This window comes from Deinococcus aquatilis DSM 23025 (genome assembly GCF_000378445.1).
Lineage (GTDB): Bacteria > Deinococcota > Deinococci > Deinococcales > Deinococcaceae > Deinococcus > Deinococcus aquatilis.
In genome coordinates this window covers 51,804-69,672 of the sequence record NZ_KB899717.1, presented here as the reverse complement: position 1 = coordinate 69,672, position 17,869 = coordinate 51,804, and the positions used below count along the sequence as shown (strand labels likewise).

General features: G+C 63.3%; 20 protein-coding genes. 13 read left to right on the top strand and 7 right to left on the bottom strand.

Features of this window, described 5'->3' with window-relative positions:
* Nucleotides 1-232: hypothetical protein (locus tag F561_RS29665; protein WP_026298905.1), on the top strand; the 232-nt coding region annotated here is incomplete at its 5' end.
* Nucleotides 229-1,011: a restriction endonuclease gene (locus F561_RS0113725; RefSeq protein WP_157451858.1), complete on the top strand. Its 783-nt coding sequence runs from the start codon at nucleotides 229-231 to the stop codon at nucleotides 1,009-1,011. The genes F561_RS29665 and F561_RS0113725, both read left to right, overlap by 4 nt.
* A 3-nt stretch (nucleotides 1,012-1,014) precedes the next feature.
* Here the strand turns inward: F561_RS0113725 and F561_RS0113720 are convergent, their stop codons facing one another.
* The gene (locus tag F561_RS0113720; protein ID WP_019010546.1) at nucleotides 1,015-2,190 is read right to left on the bottom strand and encodes an acyl-CoA dehydrogenase; all 1,176 of its coding nucleotides are present in this window, start codon (nucleotides 2,188-2,190) and stop codon (nucleotides 1,015-1,017) included.
* A 254-nt stretch (nucleotides 2,191-2,444) separates the two neighbouring features.
* On the bottom strand, nucleotides 2,445-2,693 hold the full coding sequence (locus tag F561_RS0113715; RefSeq protein ID WP_019010545.1) for a hypothetical protein: 249 nt from the start codon (nucleotides 2,691-2,693) through the stop codon (nucleotides 2,445-2,447).
* A gap of 145 nt (nucleotides 2,694-2,838) precedes the next feature.
* Here F561_RS0113715 and F561_RS0113710 point away from each other — a divergent pair, with 145 nt between their 5' ends.
* The 7 genes from F561_RS0113710 (at nucleotide 2,839) to F561_RS0113680 (ending at nucleotide 8,909) form a co-directional block, all read left to right on the top strand.
* On the top strand, nucleotides 2,839-3,090 hold the full coding sequence (locus tag F561_RS0113710) for a hypothetical protein (protein ID WP_019010544.1): 252 nt from the start codon (nucleotides 2,839-2,841) through the stop codon (nucleotides 3,088-3,090).
* A gap of 155 nt (nucleotides 3,091-3,245) precedes the next feature.
* Nucleotides 3,246-4,286 (top strand): rod shape-determining protein, encoded by a 1,041-nt coding sequence (gene mreB, locus F561_RS0113705; RefSeq protein ID WP_019010543.1) that lies wholly within the window; start codon nucleotides 3,246-3,248, stop codon nucleotides 4,284-4,286.
* A gap of 182 nt (nucleotides 4,287-4,468) precedes the next feature.
* Nucleotides 4,469-4,900 carry a 3-hydroxyacyl-ACP dehydratase FabZ gene (gene fabZ / locus F561_RS0113700; protein ID WP_019010542.1) on the top strand — a complete coding sequence of 144 codons (432 nt, stop codon included), beginning with the start codon at nucleotides 4,469-4,471 and terminating at the stop codon, nucleotides 4,898-4,900.
* Nucleotides 4,901-4,991: 91 nt separating this feature from the next.
* Nucleotides 4,992-6,137 (top strand): LptF/LptG family permease, encoded by a 1,146-nt coding sequence (locus F561_RS0113695; RefSeq protein WP_019010541.1) that lies wholly within the window; start codon nucleotides 4,992-4,994, stop codon nucleotides 6,135-6,137.
* A gap of 51 nt (nucleotides 6,138-6,188) precedes the next feature.
* Nucleotides 6,189-7,355 (top strand): MGDG synthase family glycosyltransferase, encoded by a 1,167-nt coding sequence (locus F561_RS0113690; protein WP_019010540.1) that lies wholly within the window; start codon nucleotides 6,189-6,191, stop codon nucleotides 7,353-7,355.
* 7 nt (nucleotides 7,356-7,362) lie between these two features.
* Nucleotides 7,363-8,112, top strand: coding sequence for a polysaccharide deacetylase family protein (locus F561_RS25500; protein ID WP_019010539.1), 750 nt, complete (start codon nucleotides 7,363-7,365; stop codon nucleotides 8,110-8,112).
* Nucleotides 8,113-8,168: 56 nt separating this feature from the next.
* Entirely contained in the window at nucleotides 8,169-8,909 is a 741-nt protein-coding gene (locus F561_RS0113680) for a class I SAM-dependent methyltransferase (protein ID WP_019010538.1), read from the top strand.
* Nucleotides 8,910-9,219: 310 nt separating this feature from the next.
* On the opposite strand, the gene F561_RS0113675 is transcribed toward F561_RS0113680, so the two are convergent.
* Nucleotides 9,220-10,128: a transglutaminase-like domain-containing protein gene (locus F561_RS0113675; RefSeq protein WP_019010537.1), complete on the bottom strand. Its 909-nt coding sequence runs from the start codon at nucleotides 10,126-10,128 to the stop codon at nucleotides 9,220-9,222.
* Between the two features lie 104 nt (nucleotides 10,129-10,232).
* On the opposite strand from F561_RS0113675, the gene F561_RS0113670 reads away from it, so the two are divergent.
* Nucleotides 10,233-12,308 carry a thioredoxin domain-containing protein gene (locus tag F561_RS0113670; RefSeq protein WP_019010536.1) on the top strand — a complete coding sequence of 692 codons (2,076 nt, stop codon included), beginning with the start codon at nucleotides 10,233-10,235 and terminating at the stop codon, nucleotides 12,306-12,308.
* A 41-nt stretch (nucleotides 12,309-12,349) separates the two neighbouring features.
* Here F561_RS0113670 and F561_RS0113665 read toward each other — a convergent pair whose 3' ends face one another.
* The 4 genes from F561_RS0113665 to prxQ form a co-directional block, all read right to left on the bottom strand.
* A complete protein-coding gene (locus tag F561_RS0113665; protein ID WP_019010535.1) occupies nucleotides 12,350-13,021 on the bottom strand; it encodes a GNAT family N-acetyltransferase in 672 nt (223 codons plus the stop codon).
* Between the two features lie 183 nt (nucleotides 13,022-13,204).
* Nucleotides 13,205-14,110, bottom strand: coding sequence for a PIG-L deacetylase family protein (locus F561_RS0113660; RefSeq protein ID WP_245556523.1), 906 nt, complete (start codon nucleotides 14,108-14,110; stop codon nucleotides 13,205-13,207).
* Between the two features lie 74 nt (nucleotides 14,111-14,184).
* Complete coding sequence (gene rpiA, locus F561_RS0113655; RefSeq protein WP_051096920.1) at nucleotides 14,185-14,919, bottom strand: ribose 5-phosphate isomerase A; 735 nt, start codon at nucleotides 14,917-14,919, stop codon at nucleotides 14,185-14,187.
* Nucleotides 14,912-15,424 (bottom strand): thioredoxin-dependent peroxiredoxin PrxQ, encoded by a 513-nt coding sequence (prxQ, locus tag F561_RS0113650; RefSeq protein WP_019010532.1) that lies wholly within the window; start codon nucleotides 15,422-15,424, stop codon nucleotides 14,912-14,914. The genes rpiA and prxQ overlap by 8 nt, the downstream gene beginning before the upstream one ends.
* A gap of 171 nt (nucleotides 15,425-15,595) precedes the next feature.
* On the opposite strand from prxQ, the gene deoC reads away from it, so the two are divergent.
* The 3 genes from deoC (at nucleotide 15,596) to mreC (ending at nucleotide 17,808) form a co-directional block, all read left to right on the top strand.
* On the top strand, nucleotides 15,596-16,267 hold the full coding sequence (deoC, locus tag F561_RS0113645) for a deoxyribose-phosphate aldolase (protein ID WP_019010531.1): 672 nt from the start codon (nucleotides 15,596-15,598) through the stop codon (nucleotides 16,265-16,267).
* A 19-nt stretch (nucleotides 16,268-16,286) separates the two neighbouring features.
* Nucleotides 16,287-16,931 carry a Maf family nucleotide pyrophosphatase gene (locus tag F561_RS0113640; RefSeq protein WP_019010530.1) on the top strand — a complete coding sequence of 215 codons (645 nt, stop codon included), beginning with the start codon at nucleotides 16,287-16,289 and terminating at the stop codon, nucleotides 16,929-16,931.
* 94 nt (nucleotides 16,932-17,025) lie between these two features.
* The gene (gene mreC / locus F561_RS0113635) at nucleotides 17,026-17,808 is read left to right on the top strand and encodes a rod shape-determining protein MreC (RefSeq protein WP_019010529.1); all 783 of its coding nucleotides are present in this window, start codon (nucleotides 17,026-17,028) and stop codon (nucleotides 17,806-17,808) included.
* Nucleotides 17,809-17,869: the final 61 nt, after the last annotated feature.

Genomic DNA, 17,869 nt, shown 5'->3' with positions numbered 1-17,869 from the left:
GGCACAGGGGATGGCGGTTGAAAAACCGCTCAATTCGGCGAATGACCGACGACGCCCCTGCGCTTCCCGGGAAACGCTCAGCCAGCTCCCCATGCCGGACGTCCTTGGCTTGAAGGAGTGCCAGGACAACGAGAGAAAGCAGTTCCACTTGGTTTTTGCGGTACTCCGGGAAATGAGCACAAAAGCAGCGCGTCAGATGGGTCAGCGTGGCAGGGGACGCGTTCTGTTTTGACGGATCAGACGGGAGATTTCAACCCCTCAACAAAGTGTCGGGTACTGAGGGCTAAAACATATCTGATGAAATCGGGGGCAATCCAAAGCCCACAGCGCGGTTGGGTACAGATCACCAGCCGGGGTCAAGCTCTTCTCAAAAAACATCCAGAGGTCGTAACGAACAAAGTTCTACTTGAGTTTCCTGAATTTGCGGCCTTCCAGAAGACAGGCACGACGAATCAAAGCAACATTCCAGAAGTGCCCAAAGACAGCCTCTCTCTCCTTTCGCCCGAGGAGGAGTTGGGGCGTCTTTATTCGGCATTCAACGCATCTCTCACCAGCGAACTACTTATACAGATCAATCAAATCTCGCCGCAACAATTTGAACGTCTGGTCGTAGAAGTTCTGGTGGCTATGGGCTACGGCGGCAACGTTCGTGATGCAGGGCAAGCATTGGGCCGAAGCGGGGACAATGGAATTGATGGGGTCGTCAAACAAGACCCTTTGGGACTGGACAAGGTTTACATCCAAGCCAAACAATGGACGGGCAATGTAGGCAGTCAGGAAGTTCGCAACTTTTCAGGTAGCTTGACCTATCACAAAACCACCAAAGGCGTCCTGATGACCACAGCGGGCTTCAGCGCCAGCGCCAAAGACACAGCCCGCCAGATCGGGAACATTATTCTGATAGACGGCGACATGCTGGCCCAACTGATGATTGAACACAATGTAGGAGTCGTCACCCGCGAAACGTATAAGATTCGCCGCGTTGACAGTGAATATTTCGAGGAACTCTAAACCTCACCCACCCAATTCCTTAAACACTGCCCGGCTGATCACCAATTGCTGAATTTCGCTGGTGCCTTCGTAAATTTCGGTGACTTTGGCGTCGCGGTACAGCCTCTCTACGGGGTAATCACGGCTGTAGCCGTTGCCGCCAAAAATCTGGATGGCGTCGCGGCTACAGTTCACGGCGGCGTCACTGGCAAGCAGTTTGGCAATGCTGGCCTCTTTGCCGTAGGGCTGGCCCGCGTCCTTCAGCCACGCGGCTTTGAGGGCCACCATCCGGGCGGCCTCGGTGTGGGCGGCCATCTGCGCGATCTTGAACGAGACGCCTTCAAATTCGCTGATGCGTTTGCCGAACTGCTCGCGCTCCAGAGCGTAGCGGGCAGCGTGTTCCAGCGCACTGCGGGCAATCCCCAAAGCCTGCATCGCAATGCCGATGCGCCCCGCGTCGAGGCTTGCCAGCGCAATGATCAGGCCCTGTCCCTCCTCTCCGACCAGTTGATCCGCGCCCACGCGCACGCCGTCGAAACTGACAGTGGTGGTGTGGGCAGCGTGCAGACCCAGCTTTTCTTCAGGCTTGCCAAAGCTGAGGCCGGGAGCGTCATGCGGCACCACAAAACAGCTCACGCCGCGTGCGCCCGCGCCGCCTGTGCGGGCCATCACCAGGTAGGTGTGCGCCTGTCCGCCACTGGTAATCCATGCTTTGCTACCATTCAGAATCCAGCCATCGCCGTCAGCTTCGGCCTTCAGGCGCAGGCTGGCGGCGTCGCTGCCCGCACCCGGCTCAGTCAGGCAGAACGCGCCGATATGCTGCCCGCTGGCGAGGGGGCGCAGATACTGCTCGCGCTGGGCATCGGTGCCGTAGCGGAGGATCATCTGTTCGGGCAGACCGTTCTGTACGCTGACGATCACGGCCACGCTGGCATCAGCCGCCGCGATTTCTTCGAGGCACAGGGCATAGGTCACGCTGTCCAGCCCCGCGCCGCCCCATTCTTCGGGCACGGTGGCCCCCATCAGGCCCAGATCGGCCAGCCCCCGCAACTGCTCATGCGGATATTCGCCGCTGCGGTCGAACTCGGCAGCTCTGGGCGCAATCTTGGCGCGGCAATACTCGCGCACGTGCTGCACGATCATTCGCTGCTCATCGGAGAGGGCAAACGACATGCCGGGGGCAGTGAGGGTGGCGGTCATGGGCACAGGCTACCAAACGTACGTTAGGAACAGGGGAAGTGGCGGGACAATGTCAGGGGTCAAGAAGAGCAGGCGCAACAACAGCTACGACGCCGCCACTCCGAGCCGTCCCTGCTGGGTACAGCGGCAGACTTCCCTGATTCTCCATTCCCTGCTTTACAGCTCTGCCAGCCTCCGCAGAGCTTTTCCAGTTTGAGAGGAGAAGCTGAGGAGTGGGCCAAGCGCCGCAGCAACTCAGAACTCTAGCCTTGAATTTACCTGGCCAGTACCCGCGCCAACTCTTCCTCAATCCCTCGCCCACGCCAGCGCGACTCTATGTATTCGGCCTCTCCCCCATCCCAGCGCAGTGAGGCACCGATGACAGCCCCGCCAGCAATAGCCAGAGCAGCAGCAGTCAGTTCTTTGACTGGAGCGCCGGGGCACAGCCGGGCGGCGGCGTTTCGCAGGGCTGGGGCCAACGGCAGAGGCGGACGGGTAACGCGGACACGGGCAGGCAAAGACACGCGGGCCAGTGTAGCGGCTGGGGCCGAGGGGCGGGCATAGGCAAGTGGCCCCCGATGGCGGTAATGCCGAGTTTTTCACGCCATTCCAACTCAGCCCAACTACAATGCCCCAAATGAAGGGTTCGTCAGAATTACAGGAGGTTCAGTGCGCGTCGTCGCATGGATCCTGACCCTGTCGCTGCTGGTCTTCGGGGTGGGGCTGGCTGGCCTGACTCTGGGGGCATTCGCAGCACTGAGTGCGGGTGCGCCTCTCTGGTTACGCTCGGTGGGCACTCTGGAAAGTGCCATGAGTGCCGGGCTGGGTTGGGCCGACGTGCCGGGATTTACGCGGGCGCTGGCTCTGGCTGTGCTGACCAGCGCAGTCGCCGCGTTGGGGGCGTACATCAAGCCCCGCTGAACTCCATTTCCAGCTCGGCAACTCGGGGCAATTTTAATTGGATGAGGCGTGATTTAAGCTCTCCTCATACCCCGTGATACCATGACAGGGTTTTGCGCCCGGTCAGGATCTAAAGCCTGCGCCGAGCTTCCCCAATTGGGAACCGGAGGAAATGCGTGCGGTTGTCTGAAGATATTGGCATTGATCTGGGAACGGCGACGTTCCTTATTTACAGCAAGACCCGTGGTTTGGTACTGCAAGAACCCAGCGTGATCGCCATGACGCGCGACAGCAAGCAGGTCAAAGCGGTGGGCGAGGAGGCTTACCGCATGATCGGGCGCACGCCGGGCGGAATTGTGGCTGTGCGGCCCATCAAAGACGGCGTCATTGCCGATGAAGGCCTGACCGAAAAAATGATCACCATGTTCCTGCAAAAAGTGCAGGGCAATGCTGGACGCCTGTTTGGGTTCAAGCCTCAATTGATGGTCGGTGTGCCCAGCAACGTCAGCGACGTAGAAAAACGCGCCGTGCTGCGGGCCGCCCTGAATTCCAACGCCAAACGTGCCTTCCTGATCGAAGAACCGTTGGCCGCCGCAATCGGCGCGGGCCTGAAAATTGCCGAACCGATTGGCAGCATGGTCGTGGATATCGGGGGCGGCAGTACTGATGTGGCCGTGATTTCTCTGGGCGGCATCGTGGTCAGCGAATCCATGCGGATCGCGGGCAACGAATTCGATGAAAGCATCATCCGTTATGTGCGCCGCAAGCACAATGTTCTGATCGGTGAACGTACCGCCGAAGAAATCAAGGTGAAGGTAGGCGCGGCCATGCTGCTGAATGACGGCGAAAGCCTGACCGCAGAGGTGCGCGGACGCGATCTGGTCAACGGCCTGCCCAAAACCATTTCCCTCGACAGCCATGATGTCGTCGAAGCCCTGTCCGAACCCGTCTCCAAGATCGTGGACTGCGTGAAGCGCGTGCTGGAAATCACGCCGCCTGAACTGGTCAGCGACATTATCGATCGGGGCATCGTGATGACGGGCGGCGGTAGCCTGCTCCGCAACTTCGACGAGTTGCTGCGCCAGACCACAGGGATTCCGGTGGCTGTGGCCGAAAACGCCGTGGAAGCGGTGGCCGTGGGCACTGGCATGGCCCTCGAAATGATCCCGGTGCTGGGCGACAGCCTCGTATCCAGCGACAACTACCTGCGCCGCTGAACAGCGTCTAAAGGTCAGGAGTCGAAGGGTCCAAGAATGATTGGGCGAAAGAGTAGGCGCGGGCCGGATAAGATGGCTGCGCCTACTTTTTGGTTCTGGCCCCCGCCCCTATTTTCCCTTCGCCGCTTAGACCCTGAGATCACGTCCCTCGAACTCGCGCCCACACTCTCAATAGGAGCCACATGACCGAACCCCTGCTGATCCAAGACGTTCTGAAAATCCTGCCCCACCGCTTTCCGTTCGTGATGATCGACCGCGTGCTGAGTGCAGAAGGCGGCGTGGTTCATGCGCTCAAAAACGTGAGCATCAACGAGCCGTTTTTTACCGGGCACTTTCCCAGCGAACCTGTAATGCCGGGCGTACTGATCATCGAGGCATTGGCGCAGGCCAGCATGTTCTGTATGCGCGATCAGATGGAACCGGGCCAGATTGGCTACCTTGCGGGCATTGAGGGCGCACGCTTCAAGCGCAAGGTCATTCCCGGCGACCAACTGCACCTGCACGCCAAGCTGGAATTTTTGCGCCGGGGCCTGGGCAAAACCACCTGCCGCGCCGAGGTGGACGGCGTGGTGGCCGCCGAAGCCACCATTCTCTTTGCTGTGGCAAAAGGGTGAGGAGTGTGGATTGTAGAGGGTGGATCGTGGGAAAAAGCGGGCCGACCACGAGCCACAATCCACGATCCATCCACCGTCCCAAAGGCACGGCATGACCCGCCTCTCCCGCTACGTGACGCAGGAACTCTGGCCGCCGCTGCTGGCCGGTGCGCTGCTGTTTACGGCCATTCTCAGCTTCGGCTATTTCTTTATTTCCAGTCAGTGGCTGACGGGCGTGCCCATTGGCCTCATTGCCCGCTGGATCGGCTACCAGATGCCCGACACGTTGGTCAAGGTCTTGCCGATGGCAGTCGTCCTGATGACTGTGGTGGCCTTCGGGCGGCTGGCAACCGAGCGCGAATTGGTGGCGGTGCAGTCGGGCGGGATCAGTCTGGGGCGGGTAGCGCGGCCCGTATGGGTCACGGCGGCGCTGGTCACGGCCCTCAGCATCTGGCTGTCGCTGTGGGTGGCTCCGCGTGCCAACATAGAAACGCGGGGCCTGTACTGGGATGTCCTGACGGGCGCGGGCCTCTCTCAACTTGTGGGCAAAACCGTGGACCTGGGCAACAACCTGACCCTTTCTCTGGGCAGCTATGACGGAGCCAAGCGGGAATTACAGCGCATCCGGTTGGAGCAGTGGTCGGCAGACGCGCCCAAACAGGGCCGGATTATTTTTGCCGATGCCGGAACCTTTGAAAACAACCGCCTGACCCTGCGCGGCTACAGCGTGTACAGCGTGGATTACGCGGCGGCGGCGCAACTGTCCAAAGTCTCCGAGACAGACCCGCAGGCTTTCCGTGAAGCGGTGCAGGCGGTATTTCCCAGTGTGATCCTGCCGCCCCAGCCTTCCGACACGTTGGCAATTGATACGGGCCTGAGCCGCAAGAAAACGCTGGCGACCTACGCCGACGCCATCGGTGCGGACGGCGAGGGCTGGGCCGAACTGGTGGCCGTGCTGACCGATAAAAACGCCACAGCCGCCGAGCGCCGAACCGCCCGTGTCAACCTGAACCGCAAGCTGGCCCTGCCCTTCGGGAATCTGGTGCTGGCCCTGGCTGCCCTGCCCTTTGCCCTGCGCTACGGGCGCACGTTGGGCGTCTCGCTGGGCCTGGCACTGATGATCGCCGTGGGCTATTACCTGGTATTTTTTCTGGGCCTCACGCTTGCGCCGCTGCTGCCCGGCCTGCCCGAAGTGGGCGTATGGCTGGCAAACGTGGTGTTTGCGGGGCTGGGACTGGGACTGTTGAGGCGCGGATGAAAGGGCCGGGAGTGGAATATGGGACCGTGGCAACAGCCTGGGGCGGCGCACATGCCTGAGCTTGTTTCCCCCCATCCGCTGCGGGCGCTGATCGTTTCGGCTTCATTTGGCAGCGGGCACCATCAGGCCAACGACGCCATGGACCGGGCGCTCAGGGCGGCAGGGACCACGCTGGATGTGCGGCACGCCGACTTCATCGAATACATGACCCCTGTAGAACGCCTGTTTACGCTGCATATCTACGACTGGTGGCTGCGGCACGCTCCGGGGATGTACCGGGCCTTTTATGACTGGACAGACCGGGAATCGGAGCCGAAGGCGCTGACCAACGTGTTTACGTGGCTGGGGCGGCGCGGCATGCTGCGCGATGTACGCGAGGTGCAGCCCGAGGTCGTGGTGAGCAGCTACCCCACGCCCACAGCCCTTGCCCATGCCGCCCGCATGCGGCTGGGCGCGGACTTCCTGAATGCGCTGGTGGTCACCGATTACCGCGTGCACCATCACTGGGCACGGCCCGAAGCCGAACTCTTGATGGTCGCCACCGATGAGGCACAGGAGCAGATGGCGCAGTGGAAGATTCCGCCTGAGAGTGTGGTCGTCACGGGCATTCCGATAGCGCCCATCTACCGCCAACTCATCGGCGCGGATCAGGCAGAATTGCGGGCACAGCACGGTCTAGACCCCGACTTGCCCCTGATTCTGTTGTCGGGCGGGGGAACAGGCGCTTACCGGGCGCTGGGCCGCGTGCTGAACGAACTGGGCGGGTTGGGGCGGCGCGTGCAGGTGCTGGTGCTGGCCGGAGCGCAGGAACAGGGCATCACGCGTTTGGGCGGGGCCACCATACACCATCTGGGATTTACCCGGAACTTTCCGCAACTGCTGGCCGCGTCCGATCTGGTGGTGGGCAAGGCGGGCGGCCTGACCGTGGCCGAAGCCACCACACTGGGTGTACCACTGGTGGTCTACGAACCCATTCCGGGCCAGGAAGAACACAACGCCGATTATCTGGTGCGGCACGGCGCGGCCCTGTGGGTCAAGGAGCAGGATCAACTGCGCCGCGCCGTGCTACACGCGTTGGATACCAGCGAACGCGCCCGCCTGAGCGCCGGGGCGATGGCCGTCAGCAAGCCGGATGCCGCTGAACGGGTGGCCGCCGCCCTGCTGGGCAAATTGGGGAGAGAGACGGAAAAATCCTTGGCGGTGAGCGGGCAATGGTGAGCGGGCCGTGGTGAGTGAAAAGGGCAAAAACGGGGCGTGGATTCGGGCGGTTGGGCTTCTGGGCGCAGTTGGGGCCATCTATATTGGCTTGCCTTATCTGCTGGTGCAGCGGCTCAATCTGGGCATCGTGCGGCAGGGGTCAGGGGCAGACAACCGTTTTGCCCTCACCTTCGACGACGGGCCTGACCCGGCCACCACGCCTGCCGTACTGGACGCGTTGCAGGCACAGGGCGTCCGGGCCACCTTTTTTGTCATCGCTGCCAACGCCGAGGCCCACCCCGACCTGATCGCCCGCCTGCTGCAAGAGGGGCACGAAGTAGAACCGCACGCGGCGCGGCATGTTCATGCCTGGATACGCTCGCCGTGGGGGGCATTTCTTGATCCTCTCCGGGCCGCCCGCCGGGTCAGTGCGGTCACGGGTCGGCCCGCCCGCTACCACCGCCCGCCGCACGGGGCATACACGCTGGCAACCGTGCTGGGGCAGCGTTTCGCAGGCGTCATCGGCGCACACTGGAGCGCAGAGGGCGGCGACTGGGAGCGTGGGGCCACTCCCGAGACCCTGCCCGCTCAGGTCCTTGCCAAACTTCATCCCGGCGCAGTGCTGGTGCTGCACGACGCTGGCCCCGGCGCACGCGTGACCGTGCCCGCCCTACCCGAACTGCTGCGGCAGATGCAGCAAGCGGGCTGGCAGGCTGTTCCACTGGGGGAATTGTCAGGAGCGAAGCCCAGAACCTGGCGCGAGGTGCTGAAGCGCTGAACGCTGGACTGGGTGAGAGCCGCCCACTCCCGGCGAGGAACGCCTACCCTGCTGGGGTGAACTACGACGATTTTGCCGACCTCTACGATCATCAATACGACATCTACCGCGACGACCTGCACTTTTACGCAGGTGTGGCTGAGCGCACGGGCGGGCCTGTACTGGAAATCGGCGCAGGTACAGGCCGGGTCACCGCATTTCTGGCACGGCGCGGAGTGGCCGTTACAGGCGTAGAACCCAGCGCACGCATGATCGAGCGCGGGCAGACGCGAGCGGCGGCAGACGGCCTGAGCCTGAACTTCGTGCAGGGCGACGCACAGACCTTCCGGCTGGAACAGCGCTTCGGGCTGGCGCTCGCGCCGTTTAATGCTCTGATGCACCTGTATACGCCGGGTGAACAGTTGGCCGCCCTGCACAACATTCACGCGCACCTGACACCGGGCGCGGCCTTCGTATTCGATCTGTACGTGCCCCGGTTCGGCAAAATGAATACCGTGCGGCACGAGGGCGAAACGTTTTACGGTGCAGACGGCTCGCGCACCGATGTCTTTCTGGTGCAGCGGCACGATAAACCCCGCCAGCACATCACCACCGAATATCACGCCGACACCACGCACCTAGACGGACGCCTGACCCGGCGGCATTACACCCTGACGCAGCGGTATTACACCCGCTTTGAGGTGGAATGGTTGCTCCGTTACGCAGGATTTGAAGCTCCACGCGTTACAGGTAGCTTTCACGGTGGCCCACTCGATACCCACAGCGAGGTAATGGTGTTTCAGACGCGGGCCACCTGATACGCTCTTTAATAAACGCCAGTTCAATTATAATCTGTTCTGGCAATTGAGAAAAAACTCATCATTATGTTACTGACCCTTGATTGAGCTGTGACACTGCTGTGACAATCAACGTATTAACTTAAACGTATCAGCGCACTGAATATATAGCGGGCCGGGTGAAGCCCGTGCGCACGGAAGGCTGGCCTTATCTGGGGTCGGCCTTACCTTTTTTGGCCTGCTCTGAGTGCATCAGACACACCGAAGCAAAAAACGAATGCAGCGACCTCTCTCAGCCGCTGCATTAGCAAATCAGTCAAACCGCCTTGCCCTAGAACACGCGGGGTCGGGGCAGATCGTCCAGCGTGGTTTCGGGGCTGGTTTCGTCGGCCCAGACTTTCATATGGGTCAGGCGGGCGCTACCGAAAGTGGTGGAGAAGGCCACATCGCTGGCGTCGCGGCCCTGCGCGATCAGTACGCGGCCTGCACGGGGTTTGTTGTGACGGGCATCGAAGGTACGCCACTGGCCGTCCAGAAAGACCTCGAACCAGGCGTGGAAGTCCATGGGCACGGGGTCGGGCACGATGTCGATGTCGGGCATATAACCGCACACGTAGCGGGCGGGAATGTTCAGGGCACGGGCAAACGCCACGCCCATATGCGCGAAGTCGCGGCACACGGCGCGTTTGCTGTCGAGGGCCTGCTTGGCGGTGGTCGAGGAATTGCTGCCGTAGCCGTACACGCATTCATCCTGAAGATAGTCGCTGATGGCCTGAACCTGCGCCCAGCCGCCCTGAATGTGTCCAAATCGGTCCCAGGCCTCGGCACTCACCAGATCGCTGTCTACGTAGCGGCTGGGCAACAGATAACCGATGGTCTCGTCGGGCAGTTCTTCCACGGGCATCTTGCGGAGTGCAGGCAAAATAGGATCGGGGTAGCGGGTGATCTCGGCAATCAGGTCATGGCCGATGGTTAGGGTGCCGGGCTGCGCCAGCAGTCGCCACACGAGGTTGCCGTGAGAATCGGTGTAGGTGTGAATGCCCTGCGCCGCGCCCAAGGCCCGCTGATCAATGATTTTCTGGCGGGTTCCGGTGGGGTCGAGGCGATCACTGGGCTGCACCACGAACAGCATGGGGGTGGGAAAAGGGACGTCGAACGTCAAGGAAAAGCCCGCGCGGACGCGGACAGGATTTTCAAAGGAGGCGGCTTCTGAGGTGTGGGCCGGGTCGTGCGATGCCATATGCCTACAGTGTGACGGTTTTTGAAGGGGGCAAGAGTGGGAAGTCTACGCTTGCCTAACGTTTACCCTATATACAGGCGAACCGGGGGCCTTAGCCTGATCCAATGAACCGCCTCGCCACACAGTCCAGCCCGTATTTGCTTCAACACGCAGACAACCCGGTGGACTGGCAACCCTGGGGAGAGGCAGCCTTTGCCGAGGCGCGGGCGCGGGATGTGCCTGTGCTGCTGAGCATCGGCTATTCCACCTGCCACTGGTGCCACGTCATGGCGCACGAGAGCTTCGAGGACGAGGCCACCGCCGCGTATATGAATGCCCATTTCGTGTCCGTCAAGGTAGACCGGGAGGAGCGCCCGGACGTGGACGGCGTCTATATGGCCGCGACTCAGGCCATGACCGGGCAGGGCGGCTGGCCCATGACCGTGTTCCTGACGCCCGACGCCGAGCCGTTCTATGCAGGCACCTATTTTCCGCCGCAAGACCGCTACGGCATGCCCAGCTTTGGCCGGGTGATGAGCAGTGTGGCAAGCGCCTGGGCCACCCAGCGGGAAAAAATGCTCGCCAACGCGCAGGCGCTGGGTGACCACATCCGCGAGGCGAGCCTGCCACGCGCCGCCGAGGGCGGAGAATGGCAACTGACACCCGAATTTCTGAGGCAGGGGGTAGACAACCTTCGGCGGGCCTACGACAGCGTACAGGGCGGCTTCGGCGGCGCTCCGAAGTTTCCGGCCCCCACTACCCTGGACTTCTTGCTGGCGCAGGCGGGCGGGCGCGACATGGCCCTGCATACCCTGAAGATGATGGGCCGGGGCGGAATCCATGACCAACTGGGCGGCGGATTTCACCGCTACAGCGTGGATGAACGCTGGCTGGTGCCGCATTTCGAGAAGATGCTGTACGACAATGCCCAGCTGACCCGAACACTGCTCCGGGCCTATCAGGTCAGCGGAGACGAGGAATTTGCACGGCTGGCACGCGGTACGCTTGCTTATCTGGAACGGGAAATGCTGGCACCCGCTGGCGGCTTTTACAGCGCACAGGACGCCGATACCGGGGGCGTGGAGGGCCTGACCTTCACCTGGACGCCTGCCGAGGTGCGGGCTGTACTGGACGGCGAGACCGAGCTACCCGAGACTGGGCTGCCAGGGGAACCAGAAACCGATCTGATCCTCCGCTATTACAACCTGACCGACGCGGGTAACTTTGAAGATCCCCACCGCCCCGACGCGGGCAAACGCAACGTGCTGCACATCCTGACACCCCTGGACGCCCTGGCCCGTGATCTGGGTGAGCCAGAAGTTGCGGTGCGGGCACGCATAGATTCCGCACGCGCCCGCCTGCACACCGCCCGCCAGCAGCGCCCCCAGCCCGGCACCGACGACAAACGCCTGACCTCCTGGAATGGGCTGGCTCTGGCCGCCTTTGCCGATGCCGCCCGGATTCTGGGCAACCCCCATTACCTGAACATTGCCCGCCAGAACGCTGAATTTGTGCGCCGGGAGCTGCGCCTGCCAGACGGCACCCTGCGCCATACCTTCAAGGACGGCGTGGCCCGCGTGGAAGGCCTGATGGAAGATCACGCCCTGTACGCGCTGGGCCTGGTGGCGCTGTTTCAGGCGGGTGGGGATACGGCGCACCTGCACTGGGCGCGGGAACTCTGGGCCATCATCCGGCGGGAATTCTGGGATGAAGAGGCGGGCCTGTTCTACTCCACCGGAGGCAACGCCGAACCCCTGCTGACGCGGCAAGCCCAAGCCTTTGACGCCGCCGTGCTGTCGGACAACGGGGCGGGGGCGCTGCTGGCCGTATGGATGCACCGTTATTTTGGAGATGACGCCGACGAAGCCGTGGCCCGCCGGGTCGTGGAGCGCTACCACGCCGACCTGCTGGCCGCCACCGGGGGCTTCGGGGGACTGTGGCAGGCGGCAGCCTTCCTGCTCGCGCCGCACCTCGAAATTGCCGTCATCGGCACTCCTGCCGAACGCGCCTCACTGGAACGGGTCGTGGCGGCCCACGCGCTCCCCTACGCGGCGCTGGCCTTTGCGGAGGCAGGCGGAGACCTCCCCGTGCTGCAAGACCGTCCGGGCGGCGGCACGGCCTACGTGTGCCTAGGGCGCACCTGCGACCTGCCCACGCATGCCCCGGAAGTCCTGCGGCGACAACTGGCTGGGCTGGACTGAGGCTGGAAGACGACTCCCTTCTGCTGCTGGCGCAATGCCCTTCAGACGGAAGAAACAACCTCTTGCCCTCCTCCCTCCCCCACCCTCAGAACCAGCCCCAAGCCCAGATGCTCTGCCGGATGCCCCAGCCAGGGTGTCCAGAGCGGGGTCGTCGCGGTTGCCATCAGCACAAACCCGAGTCGGCGGTAGAGTTCCAGTGCCGCCCGGTTCTCGGAGGTGGTGGACAGTTGCACGCCTACCACCCCAGCCCCACGCAGCAGGTCCAGATGGGCGGTCAGGAGCCGTCGGCCCAGGCCCAGGCCCCGCGCTTCCGGCAGCAGATTGATGTGAAGGTGAGCCGGAAACTGCTGCCAGTCGGCATGTGGCGACGGATAACGGCCCGCCCGCAGCAGATACGGCAGGCTGGCCCACGTCTGGCGCAGGGGGGTCAACCGGGGAAGCATTCGCAGCAACACGCGGCGCAGCGACCGCCCATACTGCCCCGGATCGGGCGAACCGAGGACGTAGCCCAGAATCTCGCCCTCAGATTCGGCCACCAGACAGGCGAACCCTCCGCCCCGAAAATAAGGCCCCACCCACAGGTGGGCAAACAGGCGTTCGTTGGCAAAGTACGCAGCAGCACTCTGCCCAAAAAACCCCGTCTGGTAGGCAATCCTTCCCACTGCCCTCTCATCGCTGGGCCGAATGGGACGAATCACCACGAGATCACTCACAGGGCGCAGTGTAGGTCAGCACTGGAAGGACGAACAGCGGCGTGTCCCAGCCCTGATGACCGTCCCGCGTCAGCGACCTGCCGTGTCAAGACAATTCTCTACAGGTACTCCTGCCGGTCCAGAGCGGAAAAGTACATCCTGCACATCTTTCTCAGTTATCACCGACTCATACCCGAAGTTCATTCAGCGGCTTGGCCTGTCGCTCAGGGTCACGAGTTCGTTTTCACGCACGAAGGCCTCCAGAAAGCGCGGCATCACCTCCATCTGGGTACGGTGGGCCTGAATCGCGGCCAGTTTGCCCTGTTGTTGCGCGGGAGTCAGGTCGGCCCGCAGCCAGTTCAGCCTGTGTCCTCTGGGCGGAATCAGCATGGGAAACCGGAGGTGCAGGCCCTTCGGCACAGGCCATTCCACGCCGCCGTGAACGATCCAGTAGCGTGCGCTCCCCAACAGGCCGCGCCGCGCCAGCAACTCCTGCATCACCAGACTGGTGGCGCGGTGATCGTGGTGAAAGTCGCTGGTGGTGGGGATCAGGGTCACGTCGGGCCGCACCTGATCCAGCACCCGGTTCAGGTCAAGCTCCAGGTTGGCCCGCGTGTAGGCCGCCCCCGGACGGAGGGCCTGCGGATACGGCACCTGGGTTGCGCCGGTATGGGGTGAGCGCACCGGGACGGCATTATTGGCCCGGAACATCCGGAGCAGTGCGCCGTCCGGGTAGCCCAGAAAGGTCAGGTGGCTGGCTGGTACGCCCAGAGCAGCGGCAGCGCGGGTGGCTTCTCCGATCCGGATGATCCCCAGACGCTCGGTGGCTCCGGCGCGGGGGCGGGGCGTGCGCTCCAGTAGGGCGGCGTCGAGTTCAAAGCCGTCGCCGCTGGTCAGCCACACGATAAACACCTGTGCGCCTGCCTCCACCGCCTGCTGAATTTGGCCCGCACAGTACAGACTTTCATCGTCGGGGTGAGGGCTGACCAGCAGGACCCGCATGCCCGCCGAGAACCCCGGCGCAGCAGGCAGCCGGGCCACCGCCGCCGACGCACGCGGATAAAACCACCGCAAAGCCGCTGGAGAATTGATGGCGAAGCCAGCCGCCACACTGAGCAAGACTGCGGCAGCAAAGGCCAGTTTCCTCGGCCTCGTCGCGCCCGACCGTCTAGAGAGGCCCAATCTCACGCCCCGCGCACCAACTCCTGCACTCCGTCCAGGCTCGCCACGAAGGCACGTTCAGCCATGCCCAGAAAGAACCCGGTTTCGATGACGCCCAGGGTGCCCTTGAGGGTGCGCTCCAGAGCCAGAACATCGCCTGAAGCGGGCAACTGCGCGTCGAAGATGTAGTTGCCGTTATCGGTCAGGTAGGGCTGTGCGCCGGGCTGCCGTAGCCGTCCGCCCAGGCCCAGCGCCCGTAGCCGTTCGATGGTGGACAGAAAGCCGAAACGGGCAATCTCTACTGGCAGCGGCGCTTTTTCGCCCAGCCGGGAGACGATTTTGGTGTGGTCGGCAATCACGACAAATCGCCGCGCCTGCACTTCAGTCAGTTTTTCGCGCAGCAGCGCCCCACCGAGGCCCTTGATCAGATTCAGATCGGGGTCGATTTCGTCGGCTCCATCGATGGCAAGGTCGAGCGGGCGGGGGTCCAGAGGCTCCACCGGAATGCCCACCTGCCGCGCCAGCACGTCGCTGGCCTCGCTGGTTGCCACACCCACGATCGCTGTCAGTTCGCCCGCCGCCAGCCTGCGCCCAATTTCTTCTATGGCGTATTTGGCGGTGCTGCCTGTACCGAGGCCCACGCGCATCCCGCTTTGCACCAGTGCCACGGCCCGGACCGCCGCCTCCCGTTTCAGGGCTTCGAGTCCGGACAGCTCAGGTGTTGGCCCGGATACCGACCCAGATGTTGGCTCAGGCATGGCGCACCCGGTCAGCTTCGATGGCGGCGGCAACGGCGTCGGCGTGGCCTTCCACCTTCACGGCCAGCCACGATTTCACCAGTTTGCCCTCAGGGTCGATCACGAAGGTCTGACGCTTCACACCGTCGCTGGTTTTGCCGTACATCGTCTTGGGGCCATACGAACCGATTTCCTTCATAAATGTGGCGTCCGGGTCGCTGAGCAACGGAAACGGCAGGCTGTATTTTTCAGCGAAGGCCGTATGGCTGCCCGCATCGTCGCGGCTCAGGCCCAGAATGGCCGCGCCCACCGCCCGCAAAGGCGCAGAGTCGCGGAAATCGCAGGCTTCTCTGGTGCAGCCGGGGGTGTCGTCTTTGGGGTACACGTACAGCACGACGTATTTGCCCGCGTAATCGGCCAGCGCGTGCGTTTTGCCGTCGGCACCGGGCAGCGCGAAGGCGGGGAAGGCCTCGCCGGGTTGCAGGCGGGCGACTTCGGGAGGCTGGGGAGCGTCGGGGGTGGTCATGGCCGTAGCCTAGAGCATCTGGCAAAAAGTGGAGGCTTGGTGGGGCGGAGTGACCAGGACAGCAGCGGCGCGACAGTCCTGTGTGGCAGAGCGCCTGCCGCGCCTTCCCGCCGCTCCACCCTCCCCCAGTCAGGGTAAGTCATTTACGTTTCTTAACCTCTGCCGCGTAACATGGGCAGTGTGAAGCTCGCCCCGTACATCGACCATACCTTGCTTAAAGCTACCGCCACCGCCGAAGACATCCGCACCCTGTGCGCCGAGGCCCGCGAACACAATTTTTATGCCGTGTGCATCAACCCCGTCTATGTGCCGATGGCCGCCTCGGAACTTGCAGGCAGCGGCGTGAAAGTCGCCACCGTATGTGGGTTTCCGCTGGGGGCAGTCAGCAGCGATCAGAAGGCGCTGGAAGCCCGCCTGAGTGTGGAAGCCGGGGCCGATGAAGTGGATATGGTCATCCATATCGGCGCGGCGCTGGAAGACAACTGGGACGCCATCGAGGCCGATGTGCGGGCAGTGCGGCGGGCCATTCCAGAACAGGTTCTGAAGGTGATTATCGAGACCTGCTACCTGACCGACGACCAGAAACGCGGCGCGACCGAGGCCAGCGTGCGGGGCGGCGCAGACTTTATCAAGACCAGCACCGGCTTCGGCACCGGCGGAGCCACTCCCGCCGACGTGCGCCTGATGCGCGAAGTCATCGCGGGCCGCGCTCAGATCAAGGCAGCGGGCGGCGTGCGCTCTCCTGCCGACGCTGCGGAAATGATCGAGGCTGGGGCGACCCGTCTGGGCACTTCAGGCGGTGTGGCGCTGGTGGCAGGCGAGAAAAGCGGCAGCGGGTACTAGGGTGGGACCGGACACTGAAATGACGCAGCGCACAGAAATGGCGGGGCCGAGAGTCATTCTGGCGTCGGGTAGCCCGCGCCGCCGCGAACTGCTGGGCAATCTGGGCGTGTCCTTCCAGGTGGTGATCAGCGGAGAGGCCGAAGATAGCCCCGAAACCGATCCGGCACGGCTGGCAGCGGAACTGGCGACACTGAAGGCCAGAGCAGTGGCGGCCCTCCACCCCGAGGCCGTCATCATTGCCGCCGATACGGTGGTCGCAGTGGACGGGCAGTTGCTGGGCAAACCCGCCGACGCCGCAGAGAACATGGCCTTTCTGCAAGCCCTGTCGGGCCGTACCCATCAGGTCCTGACGGGCGTGGCGGTGCAGTCGGCAGCGGGCCTGCGCTGCGAGGTCGAACGTACCGACGTAACCTTCCGGCCCCTGACCCCGCAAGAAATCGCCTACTACGCGCACACGGGCGAGGGGCTGGACAAGGCGGGCGGTTACGGCATCCAGAGCGTGGGCATGGCGCTCGTATCGGGCATAGAGGGCGACTATTCCAATGTGGTGGGCTTTCCGCTGACGCTGGTGATCCGGATGTTGCGGGCGGCGGGCATCTCTGTCTGGGGCCAAACGGGCCGCACTGATCTCGCTGCCGAATCCGCCGGGGTGTCTTCGGCGTGACCCGTGCGGGCTTTTCTTTCTCTGGACTGCTCTCTGGGCCGGGACTCTCTGAGCCGGAATTCTCTGGGCCGCACCTGGGCCAACCGGACACGGCGTGAAAAGCTGGCAGTCTCTGCTGCTGGTGTACGGCGGCCTGCTGCTGCTGAGCATGGTCGCGACCCGCTTGCAGGTGATCGTTCCCACCGCCATCTCTGGTTCGGTGGCTCCGGTCACGCGTATAGGCGTGGTGGCCGCCGATAACCTGCGCCGCGCTTACGTCACGGTGGTCAATGAGCGCAACCTGGCCGGGGAAGTCGGGAGCCTCCGCAAGCAAAACGACGTGCTGAGGCAGCGCAACGAACTGCTGACGCGGGAGGTGTCGCGCCTGCGTCAGGTGATGCAGATCACGGCCACACAGGCTCCCAACGCGCTGGGCATCGCGCAGGTGGTGGCCGTCGATCCGAGTCCTCTGCTGGCCCGCATCACGCTGAACCGGGGCACCGACGACGGCGTGCGCGTGCGGATGCCCGTCACAGTTCCCGGCGGTCTGGTGGGGCAGGTCACGGGAGTCAGCAGCAACCGCGCCACGGTGGTGGCCCTAGTAGATCCCGAAAGCAGCGTGGGCGTGACCTTGCAGGGCAATCGGGGCGGGCGCGGGCTGGCAGTCGGCGTGTCTCCAGACCGTCTGCGGGCGCAGTTTTCGCGCAGCGTGCCCGTCAAGGTGGGCGACGTGCTGGTCACCAGCAGTCTGGGAGGCGTATACCCGGTGGGCATCCGGGTGGGCACCATCGAAAGCGTAGTGCCGCTCGGCCCCAACGACGTGAACCGGACGGTCATCGTGAAACCTGCCATCGATGTGGGCGTCGTGGAAGACGTGACCATTCTGGAAGGACTATGAGCGCCGCCCAGAGGTCTGGAAATCGGCAGAGCTGTGCGCATGGATGCCCGCCTAGACCGCA

What these genes read in the sequence shown, in the direction of transcription:
- F561_RS0113720 (WP_019010546.1), bottom strand. Translation starts at nt 2,190, where the DNA reads ATGACCGCCACCCTCACTGCCCCCGGCATGTCGTTTGCCCTCTCCGAT.
- fabZ (WP_019010542.1), top strand. Translation starts at nt 4,469, where the DNA reads ATGACCGAACCCCTGCTGATCCAAGACGTTCTGAAAATCCTGCCCCAC.
- F561_RS0113695 (WP_019010541.1), top strand. Translation starts at nt 4,992, where the DNA reads ATGACCCGCCTCTCCCGCTACGTGACGCAGGAACTCTGGCCGCCGCTG.
- F561_RS0113690 (WP_019010540.1), top strand. Translation starts at nt 6,189, where the DNA reads ATGCCTGAGCTTGTTTCCCCCCATCCGCTGCGGGCGCTGATCGTTTCG.
- F561_RS0113675 (WP_019010537.1), bottom strand. Translation starts at nt 10,128, where the DNA reads ATGGCATCGCACGACCCGGCCCACACCTCAGAAGCCGCCTCCTTTGAA.
- F561_RS0113670 (WP_019010536.1), top strand. Translation starts at nt 10,233, where the DNA reads ATGAACCGCCTCGCCACACAGTCCAGCCCGTATTTGCTTCAACACGCA.
- rpiA (WP_051096920.1), bottom strand. Translation starts at nt 14,919, where the DNA reads ATGCCTGAGCCAACATCTGGGTCGGTATCCGGGCCAACACCTGAGCTG.
- prxQ (WP_019010532.1), bottom strand. Translation starts at nt 15,424, where the DNA reads ATGACCACCCCCGACGCTCCCCAGCCTCCCGAAGTCGCCCGCCTGCAA.
- deoC (WP_019010531.1), top strand. Translation starts at nt 15,596, where the DNA reads ATGGGCAGTGTGAAGCTCGCCCCGTACATCGACCATACCTTGCTTAAA.
- F561_RS0113640 (WP_019010530.1), top strand. Translation starts at nt 16,287, where the DNA reads ATGACGCAGCGCACAGAAATGGCGGGGCCGAGAGTCATTCTGGCGTCG.